General features: G+C 36.3%; 22 protein-coding genes. 19 read left to right on the forward strand and 3 right to left on the reverse strand.

The features are described from left to right. The first annotated feature begins 19 nt into the window (after positions 1-19). The 11 genes from AB3I42_RS05735 to AB3I42_RS05785 all read left to right on the forward strand — a co-directional run bounded on the left by AB3I42_RS05735 (position 20) and on the right by AB3I42_RS05785 (position 16,662). Positions 20-934: an ABC transporter permease gene (locus AB3I42_RS05735; RefSeq protein ID WP_010720416.1), complete on the forward strand. Its 915-nt coding sequence runs from the start codon at positions 20-22 to the stop codon at positions 932-934. A 27-nt stretch (positions 935-961) separates the two neighbouring features. Further along, positions 962-2,740: an oligopeptide ABC transporter substrate-binding protein gene (locus AB3I42_RS05740; RefSeq protein ID WP_010720415.1), complete on the forward strand. Its 1,779-nt coding sequence runs from the start codon at positions 962-964 to the stop codon at positions 2,738-2,740. A gap of 291 nt (positions 2,741-3,031) precedes the next feature. Beyond that, a complete protein-coding gene (gene rnc / locus AB3I42_RS05745; RefSeq protein ID WP_010720414.1) occupies positions 3,032-3,718 on the forward strand; it encodes a ribonuclease III in 687 nt (228 codons plus the stop codon). A 21-nt stretch (positions 3,719-3,739) separates the two neighbouring features. Further along, positions 3,740-7,318, forward strand: a complete 3,579-nt coding sequence (gene smc / locus AB3I42_RS05750; RefSeq protein WP_081129467.1) for a chromosome segregation protein SMC — start codon at positions 3,740-3,742, stop codon at positions 7,316-7,318. 8 nt (positions 7,319-7,326) lie between these two features. After that, the gene (locus AB3I42_RS05755; protein WP_034866719.1) at positions 7,327-8,136 is read left to right on the forward strand and encodes a Cof-type HAD-IIB family hydrolase; all 810 of its coding nucleotides are present in this window, start codon (positions 7,327-7,329) and stop codon (positions 8,134-8,136) included. Between the two features lie 10 nt (positions 8,137-8,146). Further along, positions 8,147-9,148 (forward strand): signal recognition particle-docking protein FtsY, encoded by a 1,002-nt coding sequence (ftsY, locus tag AB3I42_RS05760; RefSeq protein ID WP_010720411.1) that lies wholly within the window; start codon positions 8,147-8,149, stop codon positions 9,146-9,148. Between the two features lie 261 nt (positions 9,149-9,409). After that, entirely contained in the window at positions 9,410-11,689 is a 2,280-nt protein-coding gene (gene gshAB, locus AB3I42_RS05765) for a bifunctional glutamate--cysteine ligase GshA/glutathione synthetase GshB (protein WP_010736811.1), read from the forward strand. Positions 11,690-11,998: 309 nt separating this feature from the next. Then, positions 11,999-12,712 (forward strand): hypothetical protein, encoded by a 714-nt coding sequence (locus AB3I42_RS05770; protein ID WP_010736812.1) that lies wholly within the window; start codon positions 11,999-12,001, stop codon positions 12,710-12,712. 109 nt (positions 12,713-12,821) lie between these two features. Further along, positions 12,822-13,835, forward strand: a complete 1,014-nt coding sequence (locus AB3I42_RS05775) for a DUF3324 domain-containing protein (protein ID WP_368022374.1) — start codon at positions 12,822-12,824, stop codon at positions 13,833-13,835. Between the two features lie 152 nt (positions 13,836-13,987). Further along, complete coding sequence (locus AB3I42_RS05780) at positions 13,988-14,194, forward strand: hypothetical protein (RefSeq protein WP_010736814.1); 207 nt, start codon at positions 13,988-13,990, stop codon at positions 14,192-14,194. Between the two features lie 20 nt (positions 14,195-14,214). Then, positions 14,215-16,662, forward strand: coding sequence for a BspA family leucine-rich repeat surface protein (locus AB3I42_RS05785; protein ID WP_181933801.1), 2,448 nt, complete (start codon positions 14,215-14,217; stop codon positions 16,660-16,662). A gap of 219 nt (positions 16,663-16,881) precedes the next feature. On the opposite strand, the gene AB3I42_RS05790 is transcribed toward AB3I42_RS05785, so the two are convergent. After that, positions 16,882-17,328: a YueI family protein gene (locus AB3I42_RS05790; RefSeq protein ID WP_010720405.1), complete on the reverse strand. Its 447-nt coding sequence runs from the start codon at positions 17,326-17,328 to the stop codon at positions 16,882-16,884. Between the two features lie 145 nt (positions 17,329-17,473). Between AB3I42_RS05790 and AB3I42_RS05795 the strand changes: the two genes are divergently transcribed. The 5 genes from AB3I42_RS05795 (at position 17,474) to AB3I42_RS05815 (ending at position 22,583) form a co-directional block, all read left to right on the forward strand. After that, complete coding sequence (locus tag AB3I42_RS05795) at positions 17,474-18,424, forward strand: ABC transporter permease (RefSeq protein WP_010736816.1); 951 nt, start codon at positions 17,474-17,476, stop codon at positions 18,422-18,424. Further along, positions 18,417-19,373: an iron chelate uptake ABC transporter family permease subunit gene (locus tag AB3I42_RS05800; protein ID WP_131773314.1), complete on the forward strand. Its 957-nt coding sequence runs from the start codon at positions 18,417-18,419 to the stop codon at positions 19,371-19,373. The genes AB3I42_RS05795 and AB3I42_RS05800 overlap by 8 nt, the downstream gene beginning before the upstream one ends. Beyond that, complete coding sequence (locus tag AB3I42_RS05805; protein ID WP_010736818.1) at positions 19,370-20,125, forward strand: ABC transporter ATP-binding protein; 756 nt, start codon at positions 19,370-19,372, stop codon at positions 20,123-20,125. The genes AB3I42_RS05800 and AB3I42_RS05805 overlap by 4 nt, the downstream gene beginning before the upstream one ends. 21 nt (positions 20,126-20,146) lie before the next feature. Continuing rightward, positions 20,147-21,100: a siderophore ABC transporter substrate-binding protein gene (locus AB3I42_RS05810; protein WP_081123104.1), complete on the forward strand. Its 954-nt coding sequence runs from the start codon at positions 20,147-20,149 to the stop codon at positions 21,098-21,100. Between the two features lie 277 nt (positions 21,101-21,377). Further along, on the forward strand, positions 21,378-22,583 hold the full coding sequence (locus tag AB3I42_RS05815; protein WP_081124984.1) for a hypothetical protein: 1,206 nt from the start codon (positions 21,378-21,380) through the stop codon (positions 22,581-22,583). A 325-nt stretch (positions 22,584-22,908) separates the two neighbouring features. Here the strand turns inward: AB3I42_RS05815 and AB3I42_RS05820 are convergent, their stop codons facing one another. Then, the gene (locus tag AB3I42_RS05820; RefSeq protein WP_368022375.1) at positions 22,909-23,205 is read right to left on the reverse strand and encodes a hypothetical protein; all 297 of its coding nucleotides are present in this window, start codon (positions 23,203-23,205) and stop codon (positions 22,909-22,911) included. A gap of 237 nt (positions 23,206-23,442) precedes the next feature. On the opposite strand from AB3I42_RS05820, the gene AB3I42_RS05825 reads away from it, so the two are divergent. The 3 genes from AB3I42_RS05825 (at position 23,443) to AB3I42_RS05835 (ending at position 25,366) form a co-directional block, all read left to right on the forward strand. Next, positions 23,443-24,012, forward strand: coding sequence for a GNAT family N-acetyltransferase (locus tag AB3I42_RS05825; RefSeq protein ID WP_010720398.1), 570 nt, complete (start codon positions 23,443-23,445; stop codon positions 24,010-24,012). Positions 24,013-24,084: 72 nt separating this feature from the next. After that, positions 24,085-24,441 (forward strand): iron-sulfur cluster biosynthesis family protein, encoded by a 357-nt coding sequence (locus AB3I42_RS05830; RefSeq protein ID WP_010736822.1) that lies wholly within the window; start codon positions 24,085-24,087, stop codon positions 24,439-24,441. Positions 24,442-24,466: 25 nt separating this feature from the next. Then, positions 24,467-25,366 (forward strand): metallophosphoesterase, encoded by a 900-nt coding sequence (locus tag AB3I42_RS05835; protein ID WP_010736823.1) that lies wholly within the window; start codon positions 24,467-24,469, stop codon positions 25,364-25,366. A 158-nt stretch (positions 25,367-25,524) separates the two neighbouring features. Here the strand turns inward: AB3I42_RS05835 and AB3I42_RS05840 are convergent, their stop codons facing one another. Then, on the reverse strand, positions 25,525-26,661 hold the full coding sequence (locus tag AB3I42_RS05840; protein ID WP_368022376.1) for a hypothetical protein: 1,137 nt from the start codon (positions 26,659-26,661) through the stop codon (positions 25,525-25,527).

A 26,661-nucleotide genomic window follows, 5' to 3' on the forward strand; every position in this document is an offset into this window, starting at 1 on the left:
CAGAAAGGAGAAAAGACAAATGAGTGATAAAAAGAAAGACGTTGTGCAAGAAAGTATCCCGCCAATGGGATTACGAATGATTGCCCGTGAATTTAAAAAAGATAAAATCGCCATTTTTTCATTAGGTTTACTCGTTATTTTATTGTTAGTTATCTTTATCGGTGCGTTATTTACAGACCAAGATAAAGTAATGTATGTCAGCATCTTTGATAAATATGCAGCTCCAGGTGCTATCTCTACCGAGGGGACAAAATTTATTTTAGGAGCAGATGAAGGTGGTCGGGATGTTTTAGGACAACTGATTATCGGTGCAAGAAACTCCGTCACCATTGGTTTTGCAATCACAGTCATCACTTCGATTATCGGGGTTGGACTAGGGATCATTTCTGGGTTTTATGGGGGGATCATCGATAATATTTTGATGCGTATCGTTGACTTCATTATGATTTTACCGATTATGTTGATTATTATCGTATTTGTATCGATTATCTCTAGATATAATGTTTGGTCGTTCATCTTCATTATGAGTGCATTTTATTGGGTTGCTAAAGCTCGATTATTCAGAAGTAAAACTTTATCAGAAGCAAGGCGTGATTATGTGAGTGCTTCAAAAACAATGGGAACAAGTGATTTTAAAATCATGTTCCGTGAAATCATGCCTAACTTAAGTTCATTGATCATTACCAACTTAACGATGAACTTTGCAGCAAATATTGGGATCGAGACCACTTTGACTTTCTTAGGGTTTGGCTTACCAGCAAATGTTCCTAGTTTAGGAACACTAATCGGTTATGCCAGCAACGGTGAGGTTTTAGTGAATCGACAATGGATCTGGTTACCTGCGTCAATTCTAATTTTAGTATTGATGTTGAGTATAAACTATGTTGGACAAGCGTTTAAGCGTTCTGCCGATGCACGCCAACGATTAGGATAAAGAAGAAAGCAAAGGGGGAAATAAGGAATGAAGAAATCAATTTTAGGCGTTGTTACACTTTTTTCAGTAATGGCATTAGCTGCTTGTGGAAGCGGCGGAGGTTCTAACTCTTCTGGGAGTTCAGCAAATAACGGTGAGAAGAAGGAATTAACATTTCCAATCTCAACGAAAAATGATAAAGATGCAATAAAAGATGGCGAATTAGAGGCTGCAGTAGCAACCGATAGTCAATTCAAAGGATTGTTCCAATGGGAATTTTATCAAGATTCTTACGATGCAGCATTTATGGCACCTTCTCATGAAGCACTATTTACAAATGATGCGGACTTCAAGATCACAAATGATGGTGCAGCGAGTTTAGATTTAGACCAAGAGACGAAAAAAGCAACGATCAAAGTAAAAGACAATGTAAAATGGTCAGATGGTAAAGATGTAACCGCAGATGACGTGATTTTCCCTTATGAAATTATCGGTAACAAGGATTATACAGGTATCCGTTATGATGATAACTTCCGAAACATCGTTGGGATGGAAGAATACCATAGCGGTAGCGCTCCGACAATCTCAGGTATCAAAAAAGTGGACAATAAGACAGTTGAAATCGAATATAAAAAAGTGGAACCAAGTATGCTTCAATCAGGTGGTGGGATTTGGGCATATGCAGCTCCAAAACACACACTTGAAGGTGTAGCAATCAAAGACATGGAATCAAGTGATCAAGTACGTAAAAATCCAGTGACTTTTGGTCCATATTACATGAGTAATATCGTTGCAGGAGAATCAGTAGAGTATCTACCAAATGAATATTACTGGAATGGCAAACCACAATTGAAAAAAATCACGATGAAATCATTGCCGATTGCTAGTGCAACAGAAGCTTTGAACTCAAAACTTTATGACATGATTTTCCAAATGCCTACAGATACGTATGACACATATAAAGATGTCTCAGGTTACACAAACTTAGGACGTGAACAAACATCATACACTTACTTAGGCTTCAAATTAGGTAAATGGAATGCTGAAAAGAGCAGTGTTGAATACGATCCAAATTCTAAAATGGCAGATAAATCATTGCGACAAGCAATGGGTTATGCATTAGATAACGATGCAGTAGGAGAACGTTTCTATGCAGGGTTAAGAAGCAATGCTACTTCATTGATTCCTCCTGTATTTGAATCATTCCACGATGACGATCTAAAAGGATTTACGCAAGATATCGATAAAGCAAACAAATTATTGGATGATGCTGGCTATAAAGATGTAGATGGTGATGGGTTACGTGAAGATAAAGACGGAAATAAATTAACGATCAACTTTGCTTCAATGTCAGGTGGCGAAACAGCGCAACCATTATCTGATTACTATGTGCAACAATGGAAAAAAATCGGCTTAGATGTGAAATACACGACTGGACGTTTAATCGAATTTAACTCATTCTACGATAAATTAGAAAATGACGATCCTGAAATTGATGTATATCAAGCAGCTTGGAGTACAGGAACTGATCCAAATCCAAACGGACTATGGGGACCAAATGCAGCATTCAACTACACTCGTTTTGAATCAGAAGAAAATACGAAATTGATCAATGATATCAATTCAAGTGAAGCATTTGATGCAGATTACCAAAAAGAAGCATATAAAAAATGGCAAGCATATGCATTTGAAGAAGCTTTCGCAATTCCAACATTGTTCCGTAATGAAGTACTACCAGTGAGCGATCGTACTAAAGATTGGGATTGGTCATATGATGCACCAAATCCATGGGCGAAAGTAACGGTAACAGCAGAATCACGTTCTTAAAATAAGGACATACATGCCGTTTAGCGAAAGTATTGAACGAATCTGGCAATGAGAAAGACCTCCCAAACACGGAAACGGTTTGGGAGGTCTTTTCGTATAGCTGGCAACTTTTGAATACTATTTATCAAATCAATCAAATGATCAGCTAATAAATTCTTTAATCGAAAAAATCATTGGATTCTTGAGGTTTATTAAACCTTTACTTACCTTTTGTCGGAACCATTTCAAATTTAGACAAAAACCAGTATAATAAGGAAGTATTGAAAAAATATCCATAAAGGAATGTGAAAAATGGACAATCAGCTGACAAATGAATTAAAAGAAAAGTATACTATCGTTTTTCACGATCTCAATTTACTTGAACAAGCTTTTACCCATTCATCCTATGTGAATGAGCATCGCAACCTTCAATTATCAGATAATGAACGATTAGAATTTTTAGGAGATGCCGTATTAGAATTAATGGTTTCAGAATATTTATATCGTTTATATCCAGATATCCCAGAAGGGAAACTAACAAAGACACGTGCGGCGATCGTTCGTGAAGATAGTTTATCCAAGTTTGCCAAAGAATGTGGATTTGATAAATATATCATGTTAGGTAAAGGAGAAGAAAATTCTGGGGGAAGAACCAGACCAGCTCTTCTTTGTGACTTATTTGAAGCCTTTCTAGGTGCTTTGTACCTTGATCAAGGGTTTGAAGCAGCCCATGCCTTTCTTCAAACAGTTGTCTTTCCAAAAGTCAAAGCAGGTGCTTTTTCACATGAGATGGATCATAAAACGAAGTTGCAAGAAGTGTTGCAAAAATCAGGTGATGTATTTATTGAATACCGATTAATAAAAGAGGAAGGTCCGGCACATGAACGGATTTTTTGGATCGAAGTCTATGTAGATGACAAGTTGATTGGGACTGGGCAAGGAAAATCGAAAAAACTAGCAGAACAAGCTGCTGCAGAAAATGCACTGGCAGCACTGTAAAAGTAAGTGAGGGAACGCTTCGTGTATTTAAAACGAATTGAAATAGCTGGATTTAAATCCTTTGCAGATAAAACAGTGATTGATTTTGAAAATAGTGTGACAGCCGTCGTTGGACCAAATGGGAGTGGCAAAAGTAATATCACTGAAGCAATCCGCTGGGTTTTAGGCGAGCAATCTGCTAAGAGCCTTCGAGGGGGGAAAATGCCCGATATTATTTTCGCTGGTTCAGACTCTCGTAAGCCTTTGAATGTGGCAGAAGTTACAGTACTTTTGGATAATTCCGATCATTATTTACCATTGGATTATCAAGAAATCAGCGTGACTCGTCGCTATCGACGAACAGGCGAAAGTGATTTTTTTATCAATAAACAACCTTGTCGATTGAAAGACATCCAAGAACTGTTCTTAGATTCAGGTTTAGGAAAAGAATCGTTTTCGATCATTTCACAAGGGAAAGTAGAAGCAATTTTTAGTAGTAAGCCAGAAGACCGTCGGGGAATATTTGAAGAAGCAGCAGGTGTATTAAAATATAAACAACGCAAGAAAAAAGCGGAACAAAAGTTATTTGAAACAGAAGATAATCTTAGTCGAGTACAAGACATTATTTACGAGTTGCAAGAGCAATTAACACCTCTAGCTGAGCAAAGTGAAATCGCTAAGAAATTTTTGCAGTTAAAAGAAGAATTAACCCAAACGGATATAGCGTTGATGATTACGGAGATCAACGTAGCGAAAAAAGAGTGGGAAGAAAAACAAACTCAGCTGACACAATTCAATCAAGAGCTGACAAAATTAGCGACACATATCCAATCGCAAGAAGCCGTACTATCAGAAAAAAGAAAGCAAAACGCCAAAAAAGACCGTCAAATTGAAAAAGGTCAACAAAGTCTGTTGGCATTGTCTGAAAGATTAAAACAAGCAGAAGGGCAAAAAGATGTCTTAATAGAGCGGACAAAGCATACACAAAAGAGTACGCAAGAATATCAGGCTTCTTTGGCCGAGGCGCAAAAGAAAGTAGCGCATTTTGAGGAACTTCAGGAAAAATTGACAAAAGAAACAACTGAAAAAGAAACAGAAATCCAAGAAGCACAACAACAGTTGATGAAGACACAACAAGAATTGGAAAAATATCAAAAATCAACGAAGGAATTATTATCTGAATTACGAGATCAATATGTTGATTTGATGCAAGAACAAGCGAATGTCGGAAATGAATTGAAATATCTTGAACGTCAATATTTACAAGAAACGTCCAAAAGTAAACAAACATTAGCGAAGCAATCAGAAGTAGAAGCCTCTGTCTTGGCGTTATCCTCTCAAAAACAGGAACTATCTGAAAAACAAGCAAATCTTCAACAAGCTTTAGTTAAGAACCAACATGAGTTGGAAGAAGTTCAAACAAAAGGGAAAACAGTACAAACTAAATTAACCAATGAACAACCTAAAATGTACCAATTGATGAACCAAGTCCAACAATTACAGGCACGCCAAAAAAGTTTACAAGAAATCCAAGAAAACTATTTTGGTTTTTACCAGGGCGTTCGGTTAGTTTTACAACATAAACAACAATTATCTGGTATCGTAGGTGCAGTCGCTGAGTTGATTGATGTACCTAGCTCTTTTACCCTTGCAATCGAAACAGCTCTAGGTGGAGCAGCGCAACACGTCATTGTTGAAAACGAACACGATGCACGTCAAGCAATCACTTATTTGAAAAAGCAAAGAGGGGGTAGAGCGACCTTTTTACCGTTAACAACGATTAAACCTAGACAGTTACCTGCGCACGTTCTTTCGCAAGCAGCAGCGGTAGATGGGTTTTTAGGTATCGCAAGTGAACAGGTGACATTCCCTGCAGAAATTCAAACCGTGGTCCACAATTTATTGGGAACGATCTTATTAGCGAAGGATCTAACTAGTGCCAATGCTATTGCTCAGACCATACGATACCAATACCGAGTAGTGTCTCTGGAAGGAGACGTGATGAATGCTGGTGGTTCCATGACGGGTGGAGCAAATAAACGGGGAAATCAAGGCAGTCTCTTCTCTCAAAATCAAGAATTGAAACAGCTGACAGCTGAATATGAACAAGCAGATCAGCAGTTGCAAAATCAAGAAAAAATTGTTCAAGAACTACAAACCAAAGTCGCTGACTTGAGCCAAAAACAAGAAAAGTTGCGTACGCAAAATGAACAATTGCGGTTTGAAGAGCAGGAAATAACGAATCAACTGCAAAATATCACGAATGACTTAGCACGCTTTGAAAAAGAAAAGCAACTCTCAAACTTTGAAACGAGAGAATTGCAACAATTCATCGAAACATATCAAAAACAACAAGCAGAGTTAACGGCAAGACAAAAGGAAATCGAACAACAACGACAACAAATCGATGAAGAGATCAAATCACTGAACCAAGAAAGTGATCAAATGGAAGAAAAACGATCACAAGTCCAAGCACGAAAAGCACAGGAACAAGCAGATTTAGCTGTCTTGAAAGAGCAATTCAATCATTTACAGATCCAATTACGTGGAGCACGTGTTCAAAAAAATGAAGCACTTGAACGTCAGACAAGTTTAGAGCAACAATTAGCAACATTGACTGCAGATTTTTCTGATCATGAAATCACTGAAGAAAGTTTAGCGAGCCAAATCACGGAACTTGCGCAACAGCGTGAAGAACTACAAGCAGAACTAGTGGCAGTGAAGGAACAACGAGAACGTACGCAAAAAGAAATCGATCAGCTTGAAACAGTACTTGCTGAAAAAAACCAACAACAAAAGCAACAGCTAACAGAACAATCGAAACTGGAAGTGCAAAAAGACCGTGCAGAAATGTTGTTGGATCATCAGCTGAGCTATTTGCAAACGGAATACCAAATCAGCTTTGAAAAAGCTGTCACTGATTACCAGCCAACTTCCGATATTGTAAGTAGTCGCACGAAAGTAGCAGTCTTAAAAGAGCAGATCGCAGACCTTGGACCAGTGAATATCCGTTCGATTGAGCAATTTGAGCAAGTGAATGAACGACATACGTTTTTAGCCACACAACGTGATGATTTGTTATCTGCAAAGAACCAATTGTTTGAAACAATGGAAGAAATGGATGCTGAAGTACGGGCTCGCTTTAAAGAAGTCTTTGAAGCAATCAGGCAAGAGTTTAAAGTAGTCTTTCCTAATATGTTTGGTGGTGGTCGCGCAGAATTGGTATTGACTGACCCATCGGATCTATTAAAAACAGGGATCGAAATCGAAGTGCAACCACCAGGCAAGAAATTACAAAGTCTGAGCTTGCTTTCTGGAGGGGAAAGAGCATTAACTGCTATCGCCTTGCTGTTTTCAATCATCCGAGTTTGTCCTGTTCCATTTTGTATTTTAGACGAAGTAGAAGCTGCGTTAGATGAAGCAAATGTGAAAAGATTTGGACGTTATTTAAGTGATTTCCAAGATGACACTCAATTCATCGTGGTCACACACCGAAAAGGTACCATGGTAGCTGCCGATGTTTTATATGGAGTAACCATGCAAGAATCAGGTGTTTCAAAAATTGTGTCTGTCCGTATGGAAGATATCAATGAAGAAGAAAAAATGGAAACGAAGGTGTAAGGAAATAAATGATTAAATTAATTGCGATCGACTTAGACGGTACATTATTGAATGAAGAAAAACAAATTTCAGATGAGAATAAGCAAGCTTTAGCGAAAGCAAAAGAAAAAGGTGTTAAGATCGTTTTATGTACTGGTCGTCCCTTAGCAGCAATGGCTCATTATTTGCAAGAGTTAGGATTAGTGGACGAAGGGGATTATAGCATCACCTTCAATGGTGGTCTTGTTCAAAAAAATGATACAGGAGAAATCATTGAGAAAAAAGTGATGGAAGTTGCTGATATCCATCGTTTATATGATCTTGCGCAAAAATTGGCATTGCCCTTAGATATATTATCAGATCATGTGGTTTTACAATTACCGACTGCACCAGGGAAAAAATCTTTATACAACACATTAAATAAATTATTGCAGTTTCAACCGGCAAATTTAGCAGATCTGACAGACGAGTTTGTGTTGAATAAAGCAGTTATTGCCTATCCGCAAGCGGAATTAGATCCTAAGATCAAAGAAATACCAGCCGAATTTCATGAACGTTATGAAATCATCAAGACCCGCAGTATGCTTTTAGAATTTATGCCAAAAGGTGTGACAAAAGCTTATGGTATTTCTTTACTAGCAAAAGATTTAGGTTTAGAACCAGCTGAGATCATGGCAATTGGGGATGAAGAAAATGACTTGCCGATGATTGAATACGCTGGAATGGGTGTTGCCATGGCAAATGCCGTCCCATTTGTTAAAGAAGCAGCGAATTATGTTACGTCAAGTAACTTAGAACATGGTGTAGCCAAAGTTATCGAAAAATTTGTTTTAGATTAGGGGGGATCATATGGGCTTTTTTGATAAAATCAAGCGTGCTTTTACTGGTGAACAACAAGAACCAGAAGAAGTCGAAGTACAAGAGAAATATGATAAAGGGTTAGAAAAAACCAGAAAAACATTTGGCGAACGAATGAATGAATTGTTTGCTAATTTTCGGACAGTAGACGAAGACTTTTTTGAAGAATTAGAAGAAACACTGATTGGTGCGGATGTTGGGTTTGATACGGCTATTCAGATTTCTGAAGCGTTGCGTCAAGAAGTAAAACTGAGAAACGCAAAGAAACCAGCTGAGATCCAAAATGCAATCATTGAAAAATTAGTGGATTTATATGAACAAGAAGGAATCAACGAAGTTAATGAATTAAATCTACAAGAAGAAGGATTAACAGTTATTTTGTTTGTCGGGGTAAACGGTGTTGGAAAAACAACCAGTATCGGAAAACTAGCCCACCAATACAAAAATGAAGGAAAAAAAGTGCTGCTGGCAGCAGCCGATACTTTCCGAGCAGGTGCGATTGACCAATTAGTGGTTTGGGGCGAACGTGCTGGTGTCGAAGTGGTTCGGGGAAATGCTGGTGGCGACCCAGCAGCCGTTGTGTATGATGCGATGGAACGTGCGAAAAGTGAACAGGCAGATGTGTTGTTAGTAGATACAGCTGGACGTTTACAAAACAAAGTCAACTTGATGAATGAGTTGGAAAAAATCAAACGTGTCATTCAACGAGAATTACCAGATGCACCTCATGAAACATTACTTGTACTAGATGCGACTACTGGTCAAAATGCAATGGTACAAGCAAAACAATTTAAAGAAACAACTGATGTCACTGGGCTTGTTTTAACCAAACTAGATGGTACAGCCAAAGGTGGGATCGTGTTAGCCATCCGTAATGAACTTCACTTACCAGTGAAATTGGTAGGGCTTGGCGAAGGAATCGATGATCTTGAACCATTTGAACCTAATGATTTTGTTATTGGTTTATTTAAAGGATTGTTGAAAGAAGAGTAAGCAGTTATTCTTTTTATCAGCAAGAAGAGCACCTAGCTAAAAAATTGAATCTTTTTAGCTAGATGCTTTTTCTTATAGAAAGGTAACGGTAATTCTACATATAATGATGGTATTAGTAAGGTATGGGAGTGAACCAACCCAACCGACGAAGTAAGCGTACATAAAATTGAACAGGCTTTTTTTATATTTTGAAACAATTTCATTCTTTTTCTGGCTATTTTTTACTATAATTAGAGGCATACGAACTGGAGGATAATCAACATGAATTTTAAACAATTACTAAAACATCCTAGTTCACGTCCATTTATCGATCAAGCACGTTTTGGTGTGGAACGAGAAGGACAGCGAGTGAACCTTACAGGAGATCTAACACGTACTGATCATCCAAGTGTTTTTGGCGATCGTACGTTTCATCCATATATACAGACAGACTTTAGTGAAACACAAATTGAATTAATTACACCAGTCACCGATTCGATCCATGAGCTTTTCCAATATATGTCAGCCATTTATGATGTTGCTGCTCGCTCAATTCCTGAAAATGAAATGATCTGGCCTTTAAGTATGCCACCAGCATTGCCAGCAAAAGATGAAGACATCATGATTGCAAAATTAGCAAATTTTGAAGATGTGTTATATCGCCGCTATTTAGCTAAAGAATATGGGAAAAGAAAGCAAATGGTTAGTGGTATCCATTTTAATTTTGAATTTGGAGATGATTTGCTTCGATCGTTGTTTGTGCAACAAACAGAGTTTTCGGAGTTTGCTGCTTTTAAAACAGAGCTATATTTGAAAACTGCGCGCAATTTTCTGCGCTATCGGTGGTTGATTACCTATTTTTATGGGGCATCACCATTAAGTGAAGCAAACTATTTCATTGATAAACCAGCTCCTAATGAGCCAGTTCGAAGTATTCGGAATAGTTCGTATGGTTATACGAATCATCCAAATGTCAAAGTTTCGTATGCTTCAATGGAGCAATATTTGTTCGACATTGAAAAGATGGTTGAAGAAGGAAAACTATCAGAAGAAAAAGAATTTTATACGCCACTTCGTTTTCGTGGTGGTAAACGGGTAGCAGATTTAGCTAAAACGGGTGTGCGTTATATCGAATTAAGAAATATCGATTTAAATCCCAATGCACGTTTAGGAATTGATCAAGAACAAGTTCGTTTCTTACAGTTATTTTTAACTTATATGTTATGGACGGAAGAAAAAGAAGCAGCTGATCAATGGGTAGAAGAAGGAACTAGAAAAAATGAAATCGTCTCTCTTGAACATCCTCTAAATCAAACCGAGTTTATCGAGGAAGGCCGTTATCTTTTAACTGATATGAAGAAAATGGCGCTCGAACTTGAGCAACTAGAGGCACTACCATTGATTGAAAAAATGTTAGAAGAACTGGAACGTCCAAGTGAAACACTAGCAGGAACAATCTATCAAGCAGCAAAAGAAAGTAGTCAACATCAGTTTGCTACCTCTTTGGGTCTTTCTTACTATCAAAAAGCGCATGAACGTCCGTATCAACTCGCAGGATTTAGAGAGATGGAGTTGTCTACGCAAATCTTGTTATTTGATGCGATCCAAAAAGGTATTGAAGTGAAAGTGATTGACGAATCGGATCAATTTTTGCGGTTACAGCATCACGATCATATTGAGTACGTGAAAAATGCAAATATGACAAGTAAAGATAGCTATATCGTTCCCTTGATCATGGAAAATAAAACGGTCACTAAAAAAGTCTTGAGAGAAGCCGGCTATCGTGTGCCAAACGGAGCCGAGTTTACGACAATGGAGGAAGCAGTCAAAGCCTATCCAAGATTCGCAAACAAAGCATTTGTCATTAAACCTAAATCAACGAACTATGGACTAGGCATCACGATTTTTAAAGAAGGTGCTGATTTAGCTGACTATCAAGCAGGACTTGCGATTGCCTTTAGCGAAGATCGTTCGATTTTAGTAGAAGAATTTATGCCAGGCACGGAATATCGCTTCTTTGTGATTGATGGCAAAGTCAAAGCAATCATGCTTCGTAAACCTGCTAATGTCGTTGGAGATGGACAACGTACAGTTGCTGAATTGGTCGCTGAAAAGAATCTTGATCCTTTAAGAGGCACAAACCATCGAGCACCTTTAGAGCTAATTCATTTAGGAGAATTAGAGCAACTGATGTTAAAAGAACAAGGGCTTACCGTTTCTTCTGTTCCCCAGAAAGATCAGGTTGTTTATCTACGAGAAAATTCTAATATTAGTACAGGTGGCGATTCGATTGATGTCACAGACGAATTTTCTGAAAGTTATAAGCAGATAGCTGTTTCTGCAGTTGAAGCTTTAGGCGCAAAAATTAGTGGAATCGATTTGATTATTCCGGACAAAGAGGTAGCACCGGAAAACAGCGCTACTGCTTATGGGATTATCGAAGCTAACTTTAATCCAGCGATGCATATGCACGTGTACCCATTTGCAGGTAAAGGGAGAAGATTGACTTTAGACGTGTTGAATTTATTGTATCCTGAACTTAATATCCTGACTCAAAATTAATCACATTATGGCAAAACTCACTAGCTAAAAAATAACCCATAGAATCCAGAAAATAAGGATGTTATTTTCGGATTTTATGGTTTTTTTTATGCATCGGGTTGCTAAGTACACGATTTATTTTTAAAAGTCATGTGCAAATGATCGCCCTGTTTACTACTTTTACTGCTCAGTCTCTTAGATTTTTTGAAAACAAGTATGAAATCAAAAAAAACGAACAAAAACTGAATCTAGTTTAATGATACGCTTTTTTTGTTCAATCAGGACAGTATAAAAATACCCGATGTTTGAAAAAGAAAGTGAGTGAAATAAATGAAAAAAAGTACTTTTTTAATCAGCACTGGCTTGTTGGCTTCTTTTTTATCAATTAATAATCCAAGGGTATACGCAGCAAGCACAACTACGACTCCGAGTCCAGCAACAGCTGAAACACCGATCAGTGCGCCATTAGAATTACCAACAAATGGTGGGACTAATCCAACGCCACCAAGTAATACGAAAGATCCTGCCAGCTCATCTGATCCAGGGAATAAATCAAATAATCCTACGGTTGCCTTTGGGATTGCTTATGAACCAGGTACTTTTACAATCCCGTCAACAAAATTATTGGAAACTGGCTCTCAAACGATCCCTGTGACCATGCCGCAAAATTCTGGCACATTTGATGTCGGGGTCAAAGACAAAACTCGGGAAACTATGGGATGGTCTTTAAAAGCACAAGTTGTTTGGGATAATGGAGAAAAAGGAATGTCGATTCAAACTGCCCATACTGGAACTAATGCGAAGGTCAATACTGGAAATGGTCAGTTAGTGGACGCTCCAGCTGGTTCAGTTACTGCTGTGCCTAATGTTGAGATTACATCAGATGCTCAAGTTTTATTGATGTCAGGAACACAGGGATTTGTGCATAATGACACCTATGATTATGGATTAGGACAAGTGTCTCTTAAAATAGCAGATACAAAAACTACGCCAGCAGGGACACATACAGGACATGTCGAATGGAATCTATCGGTTGCTCCATAATTACCTTAAGAAGGGAAAGGACTTACTCTTTTCCTTTTTTTGATTATTGGCAGACCAAGCTTTTGATCAAAGAGCTGCTGATAATCAAAAAAAGGAAGGAAGAACGGTATTGTTAAAAAAAGTGCAATCAATCATCTTATTTCTTATGTTTATGTTTATTGGTACGTTGGATGTTCAAGCAGAAGAAATAATGGGAGGCTATACGATCGAACATATTCCCAATGTGCATCAAATTGATATTAATTTAGGCTATTTTTATCTATGTGAGCAACCAGGTACACAAGATCAATTGGGTGTTAAATTGATCAATAGTTCAAATCAGGAGAAACGATTAACGATTAAAGTTACAAACGCAAATACCAATGTGAATGGTTTGTTAGATTATACAGGTACGATAAAAGACAACAAAGATTTGAAATTACCATTGACTTCGATCGTCAAATCGACACAGTCAGAAGTCAAAGTACCAGCAAAGAGTGAAGTAAATACCTCTCTTACGGTTACATTACCCAAAGAAAAATTTCCCGGTGTGGTCGTCGGAGGAATCGTGGTTTCTGAGAAAGCTGAAAAAACACCAAAAGATCAGAAAAAAGAAGTATCAATCGAAAATACGTATAACTACACATTAGGAGTAGTTTTAAACAACAATGCAAAAACCAAAATGAATCAACCTATTTCTGTTACTTTAGAAAAAGTCGCTCCGATTTTATCAAATGGAAGAAAAATCATTCAAGCAGATATTTTAAATCCTAACCCTTATATATTTGATCAAGCAACTGTTGCAGGTAAAATTCTTGAAAAAAATACAGATAAAGTCATCAAAGAGCAACAAAAAACAAATGTAAATATTGCACCTTATTCAGTCTATCCTTTTCAATTTGATTGGAAAAAGGATGAACTAAAAGCAGGGACATATGTTTTTACTGGTTCAGTTAAGGCAGGTGGCAAGGAATGGTTATTTAGCAAAGAATTTACGATCAATCCAACAACGGCTAATGATATCAATGAACAGTCGCTTTATCACGTTGTTGTTCCTCAATGGTTCCAAATTAGTTGGATCATTCTCTTTTTAGTCAATGTAGCTGGCATCATCTATCTGGCTATAAGATATAAGAAAAAATAATGAGTACTCATTCTCTTTTTTCGTTTATATCCATTTTTAGAAAAAATAGGAGTATGAATGATTTACTTTATGAACAGAAATAACATACTTTCAAAGGAGGAATCAAATAAGTATAAGTCTTATATTTATTTGATTGGAAGGAGTGAACAATTATGTATACGATACCGATTTTTATTATTTCAACGGGTATTCTCTTCATGAGCTTAGCCATTTACCTATTTTTAATGAATTATAAAAGAGTGATTATAGGAGAAGAAAATAAAACGATTCTTTATCTTAATACACTAATTCTTATTACTTCAATTTGTTTCATCTTATTAGGTATTGGTTACTTTTTCGTTGTGGCGAAACAATTATAAGTGAAGAGGAGCTGACTGATTTGAGAAAAATAAAATATGTTTCGATTATGATGATTTTGTTAGGAAATATGGTTTATTATGGACAATCAGGCTTTGCAGATAGCCAAACAGAGCAAACAGCGACTGCCGTTGAAAACAACGACTTGAAGCAAGTAATAGAATCGCCAAAACTACTCACTAAGAAAGAAAATTCGCCAACAGGAGGAATTCATCAGGGAGTCTATCAACACATCAACTATCTATTGAATGATTCAGAACTAACGCTGTCAGGATTGTCAGACAATACCCAAGTCCCAGCCATCGTGATTAATTCTTCATTTTTAGATGCTATTCAACCAAATATAAAAAAACTAATCTTATCTCCACAATTTTTGAGAGATATCAACAAAAATGAAGTGCATTCTTTGACGGTATCTGCTGATCTTCCTTTCGCCCCTTGTATTGCTAGTGATCAGGGAAATAGTGTCAACTTGTCACAAGTATTTTTTAGAAATCAAACACTTAGAAATGTTGATTTTGGGCAGACTGATTTTAGTCAAGTGACTAATACAAGTGAAATGTTTAAAAACTGTGCACAATTACAATCTGTAAAGATCAACAAACTTGATGCGACTAATTTAGGAGGCATGTTTATGAATTGTCCGAATTTAACACAAGTGACAATCTTAGAAAATGAAATGCCAGAAGATTTGAGTGATATGTTTAATGATTGTCCACAGTTAACAAAAATTGAGGGAATCAACAATTGGAAGACAACCATGATTAAAAGTGTCAAAGGATTCGTCACTAATTGTCACGCATTAAAAAATTTAGATTTAAGTCATTGGCCTGTTTCATTACAGAATCAATTGCAAGAACAACTAGCAAACAGTGTCATTTTAAAAGACCTAATGAATGAACATTCTATTGAGGGAAGTTATGTAGCGACATCGCCTGTAGATCAAATAACTTCCTCTGTTACAGCAGCAACCGGTACTGTATCGGAATGGCAATATCAGTTGACGCCACAAAAGGATCGTTATCTTTTAACGAAATACATTGGAAAGAGCCAAGAAATAATTGTACCTACAGTAATCAATGGAAAGCCGACTATTTTGAACAATATCAACACTGCAGTTTTCCCTAATTATAAATCGATTACCAGTTTTAAAATTGCTTCGGGGAATAAAGTACCAATTCAAACGACAGATTTAAGACATGCTTTTCAATTTTGGTCGAATTTAAAGGAAGTAGATTTGACGGGATTGGATGTTAGTACAGTGACAAACACAGGAGCGATGTTTGCTAATGATCCCCTTTTAACTAAAGCAAATCTGAGTGGTTGGGATACTTCCCATATTATAGATATGAATTATATGTTCAATGCAGATCGAAAATTACAAGAATTAGAACTAGCAAATTGGGATGTTCGTCAAGTAGTAAATATGGATCATATGTTTTCTTATTTATCTAGTGTAAAAAAATTAGATTTGAGCTCTTTTCAAACCGAAAAAGTAAAGATTATGAACAGCATGTTTCTTGGCATGAATGAGTTAAACTTATTAGATTTAAGACAATTTGATCTGACGAATGTCACTGATACTACTAATATCGTTACTACAGACAACAAGACTCCACTATTAGTTATTGCCAAAGATAATAAACTATTGAATTATAATTATCTTTCAAATAATCGGATAATCGCTGGTCCAACTTTTGATGCCAACGGGGGGACGTTTGAAGATAATAGTATAACAAAACACTATTTCCAATCTGTTGCGGTTTCTCCTACCGATCCTAAACTACAAATGGCAACACTTGATCAATTCAAAGCTACTCTAGTCGCTGAGAAACCAAATAGCATTTTTATCGGCTGGAACATAAAAGAAGGGGGCAGTGGAAATCAGGTGACAGACTTACTCAATACGACTTATCAAGCCATCTGGTCACCATTACCAGAAATGCCATCTCCTTCAGACAATATGAGACCGGGAACAACAAGTTCATTTGGACTTTCTTATATCCCTAAGAAATTTAGCTTTCTTGAAACACCATTAAAAGAATCAGGAGAGCAATATATTCCATTTATTAAACAAACTTCTTTTGATGTCGGTGTATGTGATGAGAGTCAAACTAATAATAGTTGGTCACTACAAGCGCAACTTGTTTGGGATAGCGCTCAGGAGATTCCAACAAGCTCGATCGTCCTAACTAACCAAGGTATCGTGAAGAAAAATATCAATGATGGAAATGCGCCATTTAATCCTAGTACGGACTTGGTTGATTGTGGTAGTGAAGTCCAAGGTACTATTTCACCAGAAATAAAAACGGATAGCCCAACCGTTATAATGAAAGCTACTCAAGCAATTCATACCTCTGTCTATAATTATGATTTAGGAAATGTCTCGCTCAAAATCACTGATGCAAAGGTAGCACAACCCGGAAATTATACGGGGCACGTTGAATGGAATTTAGTTAATGCCCCTTAAAATTGATTGAATAGTTATGAAGATCAAAAGAAATTAGCTATGGGATAACATAGGTGAAAGATTTTTTACTGAATGAGGTATGTTGTAGATTGAAAATAGTGTTCAACGCCAAAAAAAGAGAAGATACTTAAATTGCTTGTCAATTTTAGTATCTTCTCTTTTTTAGAGATTGTTTTGAGTATCATGCCTTTTATGGGAAATATGACAGTCAGCATAAGCTTAAAATAGTCGTTCCCAAAAACTTTTTTTCTTCGGCTGTTCTTTTGGAGAAAGAGACTCTTGTTTGGGATATTTCTTTTCTACATCAATGACTGGCTCGTTGACCGCTTCTTTAGCAGCGACTAATAAACCAAAGCTATTGGGATCATCAGATACATAATCATTAACGATCGTAAAGCGTACATTTTGTTTGGTAGCAAGTTGGATATATTGATTCTGGATCGTTAAAGGTAGCGAGCCATTCAGAAGAACCGTAACATCGGGTTGTTTTTCGATTTCTTTGAGAAAGTTTTCTTTGTTTATGGGATCTTTCATCTCAGCTACAGTCATACTTAAGTAGCAACGTTCACGGAATGTCCCCATATATTTATGTTGTTCCTCTGGATTAACTAATGGTGTACCATACATCCCCTTATCTAAGTGGCTCTGTACATCATCTTTTGACATCAAAATATCCTCCTTTTCATTGTATAGCTAATAAAAGTATAACATACAAACAATTGAAGTTTGAAAGGAAAAAAAGCGGTTGCTTTTGTTCATCTGTTCACTTAGAATAAGAATGAGAATCATTATCAATTACAGGAGGGGTTTGATGCGCTACGGTTGGCTCATAGGGTTGTTAGGTTTACTGACTATCAGCTCATTATTTATTGGTGTCTCAACGATTCAAGTAATTGATTTGCTTCAATTCAAAGGACAAAGCACGCAATTGTTTCTTGCCACTCGTCTGCCACGAACGGTTTGCCTGATCCTTGCAGGAGCAACTAGCAGTATTTGTGGCTTGATCATGCAACATTTGACGCAAAATAAATTTGTTTCGCCTACCACAGCTGGAACGATGGATAGTGCAAGATTGGGTATTTTAGTGGTGATGCTTTTTTTACCAAATGCACCGTTGCTTTTACGTTCATTTACCGCTTTTTTGTTTGCTTTTGGTGGGACACTTTTATTTCTTTTTTTGGCACAAACGTTACCTCAAAAGAATCAACTGATGTTACCATTGATCGGTGTCATGTTAGGTAATATCATCGGCTCCATTGCCACTTTTTTTGCTTATCAATTTCAATTGATCCAAAATATGTCTTCTTGGTTACAGGGGAATTTTGCCACGATTATACGTGGAAATTATGAATTGCTTTATGTAACCGTTCCATTATTAATCGTTATTTCTTTCTTTGCTTATCGATTTACGATTGTTGGATTGGGGGAGTCATTTGCGGTCAATTTAGGGATTGACTATAAAAAAATGCAGTTACTAGGGATCGGTCTCGTTTCTTTGGCTAGTGCGATTGTTTTGATCATGGTGGGAAGTATTCCATTTTTAGGGGTAATCATTCCAAATATCACAGCCCGTTTATATGGAGATCAAGTACATAAAACAATTGGTATTACTGCATTGTTGGGAAGTGTTTTCTTACTTTTTTGTGATATCGTTGCTCGCTTGGTGATCTATCCTTACGAAATCCCAGTAAGTGTGATCGTGGGAATCTTCGGGGCTATTATTTTTCTCTATTTGTTGGTTAGGAGGAAAAAATATGCTTAAAAAAAGGGGCGTATTCATTGGACTGTTGCTTCTTGTCCTCTTAGTGATTATGAGCTATTTAACGATCAACACTTATGGAAATTGGCAATTTGCTTGGGCCTTACGGAGTAAAAAAATCGTTGCTTTTTTACTGGTTGCGTTAGCCACCAGTAGTGCCACGATCAGTTTTCAGACAATTACCCAAAATCAGTTTTTGACACCCTCAGTATTAGGACTAGATTCTCTCTATGTCTTAGTTCAAACGGTCCTTTTCTTTATCGTTGGGGGTGTGACCATGCTTCAGCAAACAGGGACTGGCTTTTTTTTGACAAATATTGCGTTAATGGTTGGCTTGAGTCAATTACTCTTTTTCTTTTTACTAAAGAAAGGACAAATGAACTTGTTTTTGCTTTTGATGACTGGTGTCATCTTAGGGACTTTGTTCAGTAGTGTGAGTGCATTTCTACAAGTGGTGATGGACCCAAACGAATATGATTTATTACAAGGAAAATTATTTGCTAGTTTTGGGAACATCCCTAGTCATTATCTAGTACCAGCAACTATATTGATTAGTGGTACATGGCTCTTTTTGTTTTATAAAAGTCGTTATTTAGACGTTTTTCATCTAGGGCAAGAGCAGGCAATCAATTTAGGAATCGATACAGAGCGATTTCAATTTTTAATCCTGTGTTGTGTCAGTCTTTTAACAGGAACAGCAACGGCATTAGTAGGACCATTAACTTTTTTAGGTTTTATTGTAGCGAATGTTAGTTACCGATTATTTGCGACTTATCGGCATCGAGAGTTGTTTTTAGGTAGTTTTTTGGTAGCGTTACTGTTTTTGGTAGGGGGACAACTGCTGGTTGAACAAATTTTTAAATGGAATACCACTGTCAGTGTCATCGTAGAGTTTTCAGGAGGACTGTACTTTATGATCAAACTGATTCGAGAAAGGAAGACAATTGGATGATCGATTTAAAAAAGGTCAATAAAAGTTACCATGACAAACGGGTAGTCAAAGATGTCGATGTCTCTATCCATGACCAAAGATTAACGGCTTTTATTGGTCCCAATGGTGCTGGTAAATCAACGGTTTTATCCATGATTAGTCGTTTGATTGCGAAAGATACTGGGGAAATCTATCTTGATCATAATGAAGTGAAAGCCTGGCGATCAAAAGAATTAGCTCAAAAATTAGCCATTTTACGCCAATCAAATGGCATCAGTATGCAAATCACAGTGGAAGAATTGGTAGAATTTGGGCGCTTTCCTTATACAAAAGGCAAGCTAACTACAAAGGATCAACAAATCGTGGCGGAAGCTTTGCAACACTTAGGTTTAACCTCCTTAAAAAACCAGATGATCCATACGCTTTCGGGTGGGCAACTACAACGAGCCTATATAGCGATGGTGTTAGCCCAAGATACTGATTATATCTTACTAGATGAACCGCTAAATAATTTGGATATGAATTTTGCTGTTCAGATCATGCAAATTTTACAACACTTAGTTCGAGATTTAGGGAAAACGATCATTATTGTGCTTCATGATATCAATTTTGCAGCAAGCTATGCGGATGAGATCATTGCCATGAAAAATGGGGAACTGTTTCTTCAAGGAGCCACCAATGAAATTATTCAAAAGAACATCTTAGATGAATTATATGAAATGGACATTCGAGTTTGCGAGATTGAAGGGCGCAGATTCTGTCTTTATTTTTAAAATAGCAGAAGGAGAATCGGAATGAAAAAATTAGTTGTCAGTTTTTTATTAGTAGCAACAGTAGCGTTAGCGGCATGTGGTAGCAATGCGGGGAGTACTACGTCAAATACGAAAACCAGCGGCGGAGAAGTTCAATCTTCTTTGACCGTAAAAGACAGTAACGGTGAGAAAATTGAAGTTAAACAAAAACCTCAAAAAGTCGTCGTCTTTGATAATGGTTCTTTAGATACTTTGGATGCATTAGGAGTGAGGGATAAAGTCGTTGGTGCGGCCACGAAGAATTTACCAGACTATTTGGCAAAATATAAAGAAGTGGATTCCGCAGGCGGACTTAAAGAACCTGATTTAGAAAAAATCAACCAAATGCAACCTGATTTGATCATTATCTCAGGGAGACAAAGCGATTATCAAGAGGAATTAAATAAAATTGCGCCTACTTTATATTTAGCTGTTGATTCAAGCAAGCCATGGGAATCGATACAACAAAATGTTCAAACCTTAGGAAAGATTTTTGATCGAGAAGATCAAGCCGAGGCAGGACTTACCGATTTAACTAAAAAAATCAATGAGATAAAAGAAAAAACAAGTAATCTTGATCAAACTGCGTTAGTGACGTTAGTCAATGAAGGACAATTATCCGCCTATGGTTCAGGATCACGCTTCGGACTTGTTCATGATGTCTTTGGTTTTAAACAAGCAGATGAACATATTGAAGCTTCTACTCATGGACAAAGCGTCTCTTATGAATATGTATTAGACAAAAATCCTGGTATTCTTTTTGTGGTAGATCGTACGAAAGCGATCGGTGGCGATGACAGTAAGGATAATGTCGCTGCGAATGAGTTGATTGTACAAACGGATGCAGGTAAACATCATAAAGTGATTTCGCTACAGCCAGACGTTTGGTATCTAAGTGGTGGAGGCTTAGAATCCATGAAATTAATGATTGAAGATGTTGCTCAAGCCTTGAAATAAAGTAAAAACGAGATGGGACGATTGTTATCGGTCTCATTTTCTTTATATATAAAAAAATATTAGATTCTATAGATGGTGGAGTAATCTTTTTTATAGTCATAACGGGATGTGCTCATATTTATGTAAGCTTAGAACGACTATTTCTTTCTTGAGGAAAAAATTAATGAATATTATATCTTCAACTATGCTATATTTGTTAGCAACTCCCACTAATGAATCGAATAAAGTTTTTTAAATTATTCATCTTAATCTCTACATATGAAAGGAATTGAATTATATGGATTATTATCAACGTCGTTATGAGCTTTTAGCCCTGACCTTAGGGTTAAAACGTAATACCAACTTATACTATAGAATGGAAGATGCTGTCAAAGAGCACAAGAGAGACGGTGATACTGGCACAGAGGACGAAGTGATGCTACTTTCTACCTACAAAAAAATGATTGAACAGGATACTGATGGGTTCTTTATTGATGAAAATAGGAAAGAACACATTCTTTCGTCATTAACAAAAACACTAGATTTTTGTAATGCACCAAGTACTACTGCATCGTTACAAATACTGGAAAGTCTTAAAACAAATGATCCTACGTCATTTTTGATTGTACCACTTGCCTATCCTCTTTATTCTGGTAAAGGACATTGTTCTGGATTAATAATATATAAACATGGAAATTGTTATGACGTAGTAATGGTTGATAAAGCGAAACTATTTAATCATCAATTTCCTGTTGGACTTGTAACCATCTATGCTGAAAGAATAGATCAGCTTAATCATGTACTTTATTTAAGTAATAAGTTTGCTCTACCAACGATACAACCTTTCGAAGAATTAAAGAAATTAGTTCACATATCAACAAAAAAGTGTGTTTCTAGGCTTAACGTTGATATGTCACCTCAAAATGTTGGAAACTGCATTGTTAACGAGGTAGAATCTACACTTAAAGTAGCTCTTTTTAACTGTCAAAAAAGTATTCTGTCATATTCTCATTCTAAACCAACATTGAGACCTAAATGGAACTCTTGCCCTCATTCAACTTTAGAGATGAGAAAACGATTTCTTAAGGCTTTAAAAACTAATAAACATGAACAAAATAAGTCTTTTGACTATATTTTTAACAATTATTATCTGAAGCGAAAAAATCATCCAAAAAATGTAAAATTACAACAGAAGATGATGAAATTAGAAAAAATACGAAGTCAAAGAAAAAATAATATATATAAAAAAATAAAATACATAGTTTTAAAAAGAAGATATAACAATATTTATAAAAGAAATTGGAGGCTTTATAAACGGAATAAAATTGTTGAAGAATTTAAAAAAGATTCTCGTATTGTAGGAATCAACAATGAACAAATGCCACCTTCTATACCTCAATTAAAAAAAATGGGAGATATTCTTACCTTACCTAGCCAACAAAGAACTGAGCCTTCGTTACAATCATATGTTGTAAAGCAAGAGAAATACTTTTCTAGAACATAAGCTTGTTTAATAAAAGTACATTTTTTTTAAGGAAGATTAATGGTTATGGATTTGTATATAGATATATATATTTAGAAGATTTAAATAGGAGAAAAAATGAGACTGTCAGAAAATAATCTGTCAGTCTCTCTTTTGGTTATAAAGCAAGCTATTAGTAGCATTTAGGGAAGTCTGTCTTCAACATAAATTCATTTTCGACTTCATAAGGATTAATTCTAGGTTGATGCTGGGTAAATAATCGTGTGAAAAATTTTTTTATCATCTCGTTCGCCTCCTATGGTGTTGATAAGGATACTAAACGAATCATAAATAAAACTTAACTTTTTCACATTTTCGTTTCAGCTAATGTTTGGTAATTCAGAATCTTCAATGTACGATAAAATTCAGCTGGTAAATGTGCCCACCGTTTTAACAATTGGGAAAAATAACTTTTTCCGGCTTTGATTTTATACTCACCTAGTACCAAGCCAAAAGAAGGCATTAGTTTTTTTGATAATTGTTTAAATGTCGTGAGGGCTTGTTCTTTATCCTCGTTGACAAATAAGGTTTTTACTTCAATATAAGATCCTTCAATATTTTGGGTTTCTTCAATAAAATAGATTTTTTTCGTATATTCTCTCATAGGAACTCCTCCGATATCCATTGTATTTATTGGTTATTTCAACGATAACGAAAAGATGTTAATAAAACGTGAACAAAAAATTATTCTTTTTCAAGCAATGATTAAGGATTTTTTATTTTGAACTTTCCAGTCCTTTATTTTAGGCAGGTTTAAGAATTCTTTCAACGGAAGTAGTTGAAAGTTATAACAAATTTCGCTACAGTTAAGAAAACGAAAAAGCAAAAGGTGAGGATCGCGATGGAACAATTGATCAATCGAAATTTGGTTTTTGCGCAACATCAACGTATTGAAACAGAGCGCTTGATTTTACGCCCCGTTACATTAAATGATGCAAAAGACATGTATGACTATGCTCATGATGAAGAAACGACACGGTTTGTATTTCCAACACATCAATCCGTTGAAGATACGAAAAACAGCATCGCTAATTATTTTATGTCAGCACCTTTAGGGAAGTACGGTATTGAATTAAAAGAAAATCAACAATTCATCGGGACAATTGATTTAAGAGTACAAGAAAATGAAGATAACGCAGAGATCGGATATGCACTGAATAAGAACTATTGGGGAAGAGGATTTGTTCCAGAAGCGAGTCAAGCATTGATAAAATTAGGATTTGAAGAGTTAAACTTGGTCCGAATCTTTGCTTATCACGATGCAGAAAACCCTAAGTCGGGGCGTGTAATGGAAAAACTTGGGATGAAAAAAGAAGGAATCATCCCTGATGCAAGGCGTTTCAAAGGAAAAATCGTTTCAGTTGTCTTGCGAGGATTGACACGACAAGAATGGCAAGCAGGTAGAAGTTGATAAAGGTGTAGCATAAACAAGTTAGTTGCATCTGAGTTGTAAAATCATTAAGCTAAGTTTGAGGTGATAAGAATGGAATTATTACTAACAGATGAAGCAAAAGAAAAATTATTAGCACAACAAAACGAAGATGAACAGTTATTACTTGATATTGAAGACGGAGATGGTCCTTTTGCCGACAGTCGAGTAACTTGTCAGATTGATACATCCTTTCGTTTGATTCTCGTAAAGAAAGAGACAACAAAAGATTTGAGTTTATACTCTGTCAAAGTAGAAACAGCTGTTGGACCAATCTACATCAAAAAAAGTGCATTGATGTATCTAGATGATCCGACGACAATTGCAGTTGAACCGACTTATAAGAGTTTACAGTTAAAAGGCCCCAGTGGATTACTAAAAGGTAATCTTCAAATCATACATCACGAGTAGAAAATAGGAGACAGAAGGTAAGCGTATGGGAAACTTGGCAATTATCAGCGATTTACATGTAGATATCAATCAGTTTAGTGAACAAGAATGGCTGATTTTGTGGAAGGTTCTCACAGACAAAGGGATCACACGGCTTCACTTAGCAGGAGATGTGGCGAATAAAGTCGATCTTTGCCAAGCAGTTGTTGAATTTTTTGCCAAAAAAGGAATTCCTACAACGTTCAACTTTGGGAACCATGAATTGGCAGATGTTGAGGGAGAAGAAATGATGAATCATTTCCCGGATTCTCACTTTTTAAATGAACGATATCTGGCGTTGAATAAGCAGACAGTCCTACTTGGGATGAATGGTTGGTATGATTATCAATTCTCAGAGTTAAAAGAAAATAAACAAATTCTGCGTATGAAGAACCTTTACTGGTATGATCGTTTTATTAAACGAGAGGGAAGTGACATTGAAGTCAACGCTCGAGTTCTGATAGCAATGAAAAAGTTACTAGACCAGTTAGAAGCAAAAAAACTGGACGTTATTTTAACGACACATTTTGTTCCTAAAAAAGACTTTATTGTCTATCAAAACGCTCCATACGAACGCTGGAACAACTTAAATGCTTTTTTAGGTTCCGCTTCTTTTGGACAACTATTAGATCAATACGATAATATCAAACAGGTTGTTTTTGGACATACCCATCGCCGTTTTGAAGATAAACTCATTCATGGTACCCGCTATAGTTGCCGTCCTTTTGGCTATTATTATGAATGGCAATTGACGAGGGAGTTTGTACGAGAAAATCACTTGATCGATAGTTATCATCCCATGAAGTTACGCACGCTATTACGAAAACACGACCCAGAGTTTAATCGCTACCGCAATGAACATTTGTACGAAGAGTTTGCAAAAGCCATGACGACCATTTCTTATTAGAAGGGTTGTCATGGCTTTTTATTCCATTGTCAACGAGTAATATCATTTTTTGAAAATAGGGTTAGAACGGTCACGGTCTAACTATTTATTGCGGAGCTAGGCACTCGTTTATTTTTTCTTGTTGAGCACAATCGGATTATTGATTCACATTATCCCCTTTAGCGAATGAACTCATCTTTTGGCGTCCTTTTTTCGGTTCTTAGTCCGTTAGCTATCCTATTTTTTTCGTCAGTTATTTTTTCAAAAATATTGATCATATTTTTGGTATTGCCAGCTTTTGGATACTTACCCATTTTCGGATCTGCTATAATTGCTTTGTTTAACTGTATTGGTTTCTCTACTTTTGAAAGGTTACTAGAAGGCGTTTCTTTGAAGATTTCTTGAATTTCTGGATGATCGGCAAATATTTTTTTGTATATTTCATGTATTCTGTTTTTTTCTGTCATTGTTAAAGGCGAATGTTCATCATTCGCTCGTTTTCTCAATTTGTAAATTTCAAAGAAATAATCAGGAAGAGGAGATTTTATGTATTTTGATTTGATCACAGTTAAAAAACGTTTTTGGATCTCCAAAGTGGACTCGGGAACATCACTCCATTTTAATTTTTTTTTACCTTGTGAAGCGAGAAGGTTATGGCGGCAATGTAAGAGCGCAGTTTTTGCAGTAGCTTCTATTTCTTTGACCACACAATTTCCTTCTTTTTGTTCATGCATCGTATAGTCTAGTGACGAAAAGCTGTTAGAAGAGGAATGGTCAATAATTCTGTACAGAATATCATAACAAGTTTCGAGTTTAGGATGATCTCTCTGTGCAAACAATTCTTTACAAAGGGGAGCCATTTTCTCCGAAGGAATTTTAACCATATTTACAGATGAGTTTGACAGGTGCTTCCTTTTATCCACTAGAATAATTCTATAGTTTTTCGTTTCTTTGTAGATGAGTGCTCCGGAAACATGACCACTTTTTTTATTTTTCTTTATACTATAAGATAAGGGCAAAAGAATAAAATCTCGAGGATCATTTGAAATCATCCGCTTTAAAGTATGAAAAAGTTGTGTGTGACGAGTAAAAGAATAGAAATCCTTGCTTCGGTTGAGTGACTGAATCATTTTTAATTTGTCTTGCTTACGTACAAAAAATTCTTGTTCATCTTGTTGGATCATTTTAATATAAATAGAAAATAAAAGTGGGTAATTCACTTTATCATCTTCCGGAGACCATCTATTATTTTTCTTTAATGATAAAGAAAGAGCAAATATATCAAGATGTCGCTGAAGCTCTGTTTCGTAAGGCAT

The organism is Enterococcus sp. C53, from assembly GCF_040887425.1.
In the GTDB taxonomy this organism is placed as follows: Bacteria; Bacillota; Bacilli; order Lactobacillales; family Enterococcaceae; genus Enterococcus_B; species Enterococcus_B hirae.

Bases quoted from the DNA above. Each gene is read 5' to 3' on its own strand.
- AB3I42_RS05835 (WP_010736823.1), top strand. From the start codon at position 24,467: ATGGGAAACTTGGCAATTATCAGCGATTTACATGTAGATATCAATCAG.
- AB3I42_RS05810 (WP_081123104.1), top strand. From the start codon at position 20,147: ATGAAAAAATTAGTTGTCAGTTTTTTATTAGTAGCAACAGTAGCGTTA.
- AB3I42_RS05755 (WP_034866719.1), top strand. From the start codon at position 7,327: ATGATTAAATTAATTGCGATCGACTTAGACGGTACATTATTGAATGAA.
- AB3I42_RS05795 (WP_010736816.1), top strand. From the start codon at position 17,474: ATGCGCTACGGTTGGCTCATAGGGTTGTTAGGTTTACTGACTATCAGC.
- AB3I42_RS05820 (WP_368022375.1), bottom strand. From the start codon at position 23,205: ATGAGAGAATATACGAAAAAAATCTATTTTATTGAAGAAACCCAAAAT.
- AB3I42_RS05840 (WP_368022376.1), bottom strand. From the start codon at position 26,661: ATGCCTTACGAAACAGAGCTTCAGCGACATCTTGATATATTTGCTCTT.
- AB3I42_RS05815 (WP_081124984.1), top strand. From the start codon at position 21,378: ATGGATTATTATCAACGTCGTTATGAGCTTTTAGCCCTGACCTTAGGG.
- AB3I42_RS05770 (WP_010736812.1), top strand. From the start codon at position 11,999: ATGAAAAAAAGTACTTTTTTAATCAGCACTGGCTTGTTGGCTTCTTTT.
- AB3I42_RS05825 (WP_010720398.1), top strand. From the start codon at position 23,443: ATGGAACAATTGATCAATCGAAATTTGGTTTTTGCGCAACATCAACGT.
- AB3I42_RS05740 (WP_010720415.1), top strand. From the start codon at position 962: ATGAAGAAATCAATTTTAGGCGTTGTTACACTTTTTTCAGTAATGGCA.
- AB3I42_RS05780 (WP_010736814.1), top strand. From the start codon at position 13,988: ATGTATACGATACCGATTTTTATTATTTCAACGGGTATTCTCTTCATG.
- rnc (WP_010720414.1), top strand. From the start codon at position 3,032: ATGGACAATCAGCTGACAAATGAATTAAAAGAAAAGTATACTATCGTT.
- AB3I42_RS05790 (WP_010720405.1), bottom strand. From the start codon at position 17,328: ATGTCAAAAGATGATGTACAGAGCCACTTAGATAAGGGGATGTATGGT.
- AB3I42_RS05735 (WP_010720416.1), top strand. From the start codon at position 20: ATGAGTGATAAAAAGAAAGACGTTGTGCAAGAAAGTATCCCGCCAATG.
- AB3I42_RS05830 (WP_010736822.1), top strand. From the start codon at position 24,085: ATGGAATTATTACTAACAGATGAAGCAAAAGAAAAATTATTAGCACAA.
- gshAB (WP_010736811.1), top strand. From the start codon at position 9,410: ATGAATTTTAAACAATTACTAAAACATCCTAGTTCACGTCCATTTATC.
- AB3I42_RS05800 (WP_131773314.1), top strand. From the start codon at position 18,417: ATGCTTAAAAAAAGGGGCGTATTCATTGGACTGTTGCTTCTTGTCCTC.
- AB3I42_RS05805 (WP_010736818.1), top strand. From the start codon at position 19,370: ATGATCGATTTAAAAAAGGTCAATAAAAGTTACCATGACAAACGGGTA.
- ftsY (WP_010720411.1), top strand. From the start codon at position 8,147: ATGGGCTTTTTTGATAAAATCAAGCGTGCTTTTACTGGTGAACAACAA.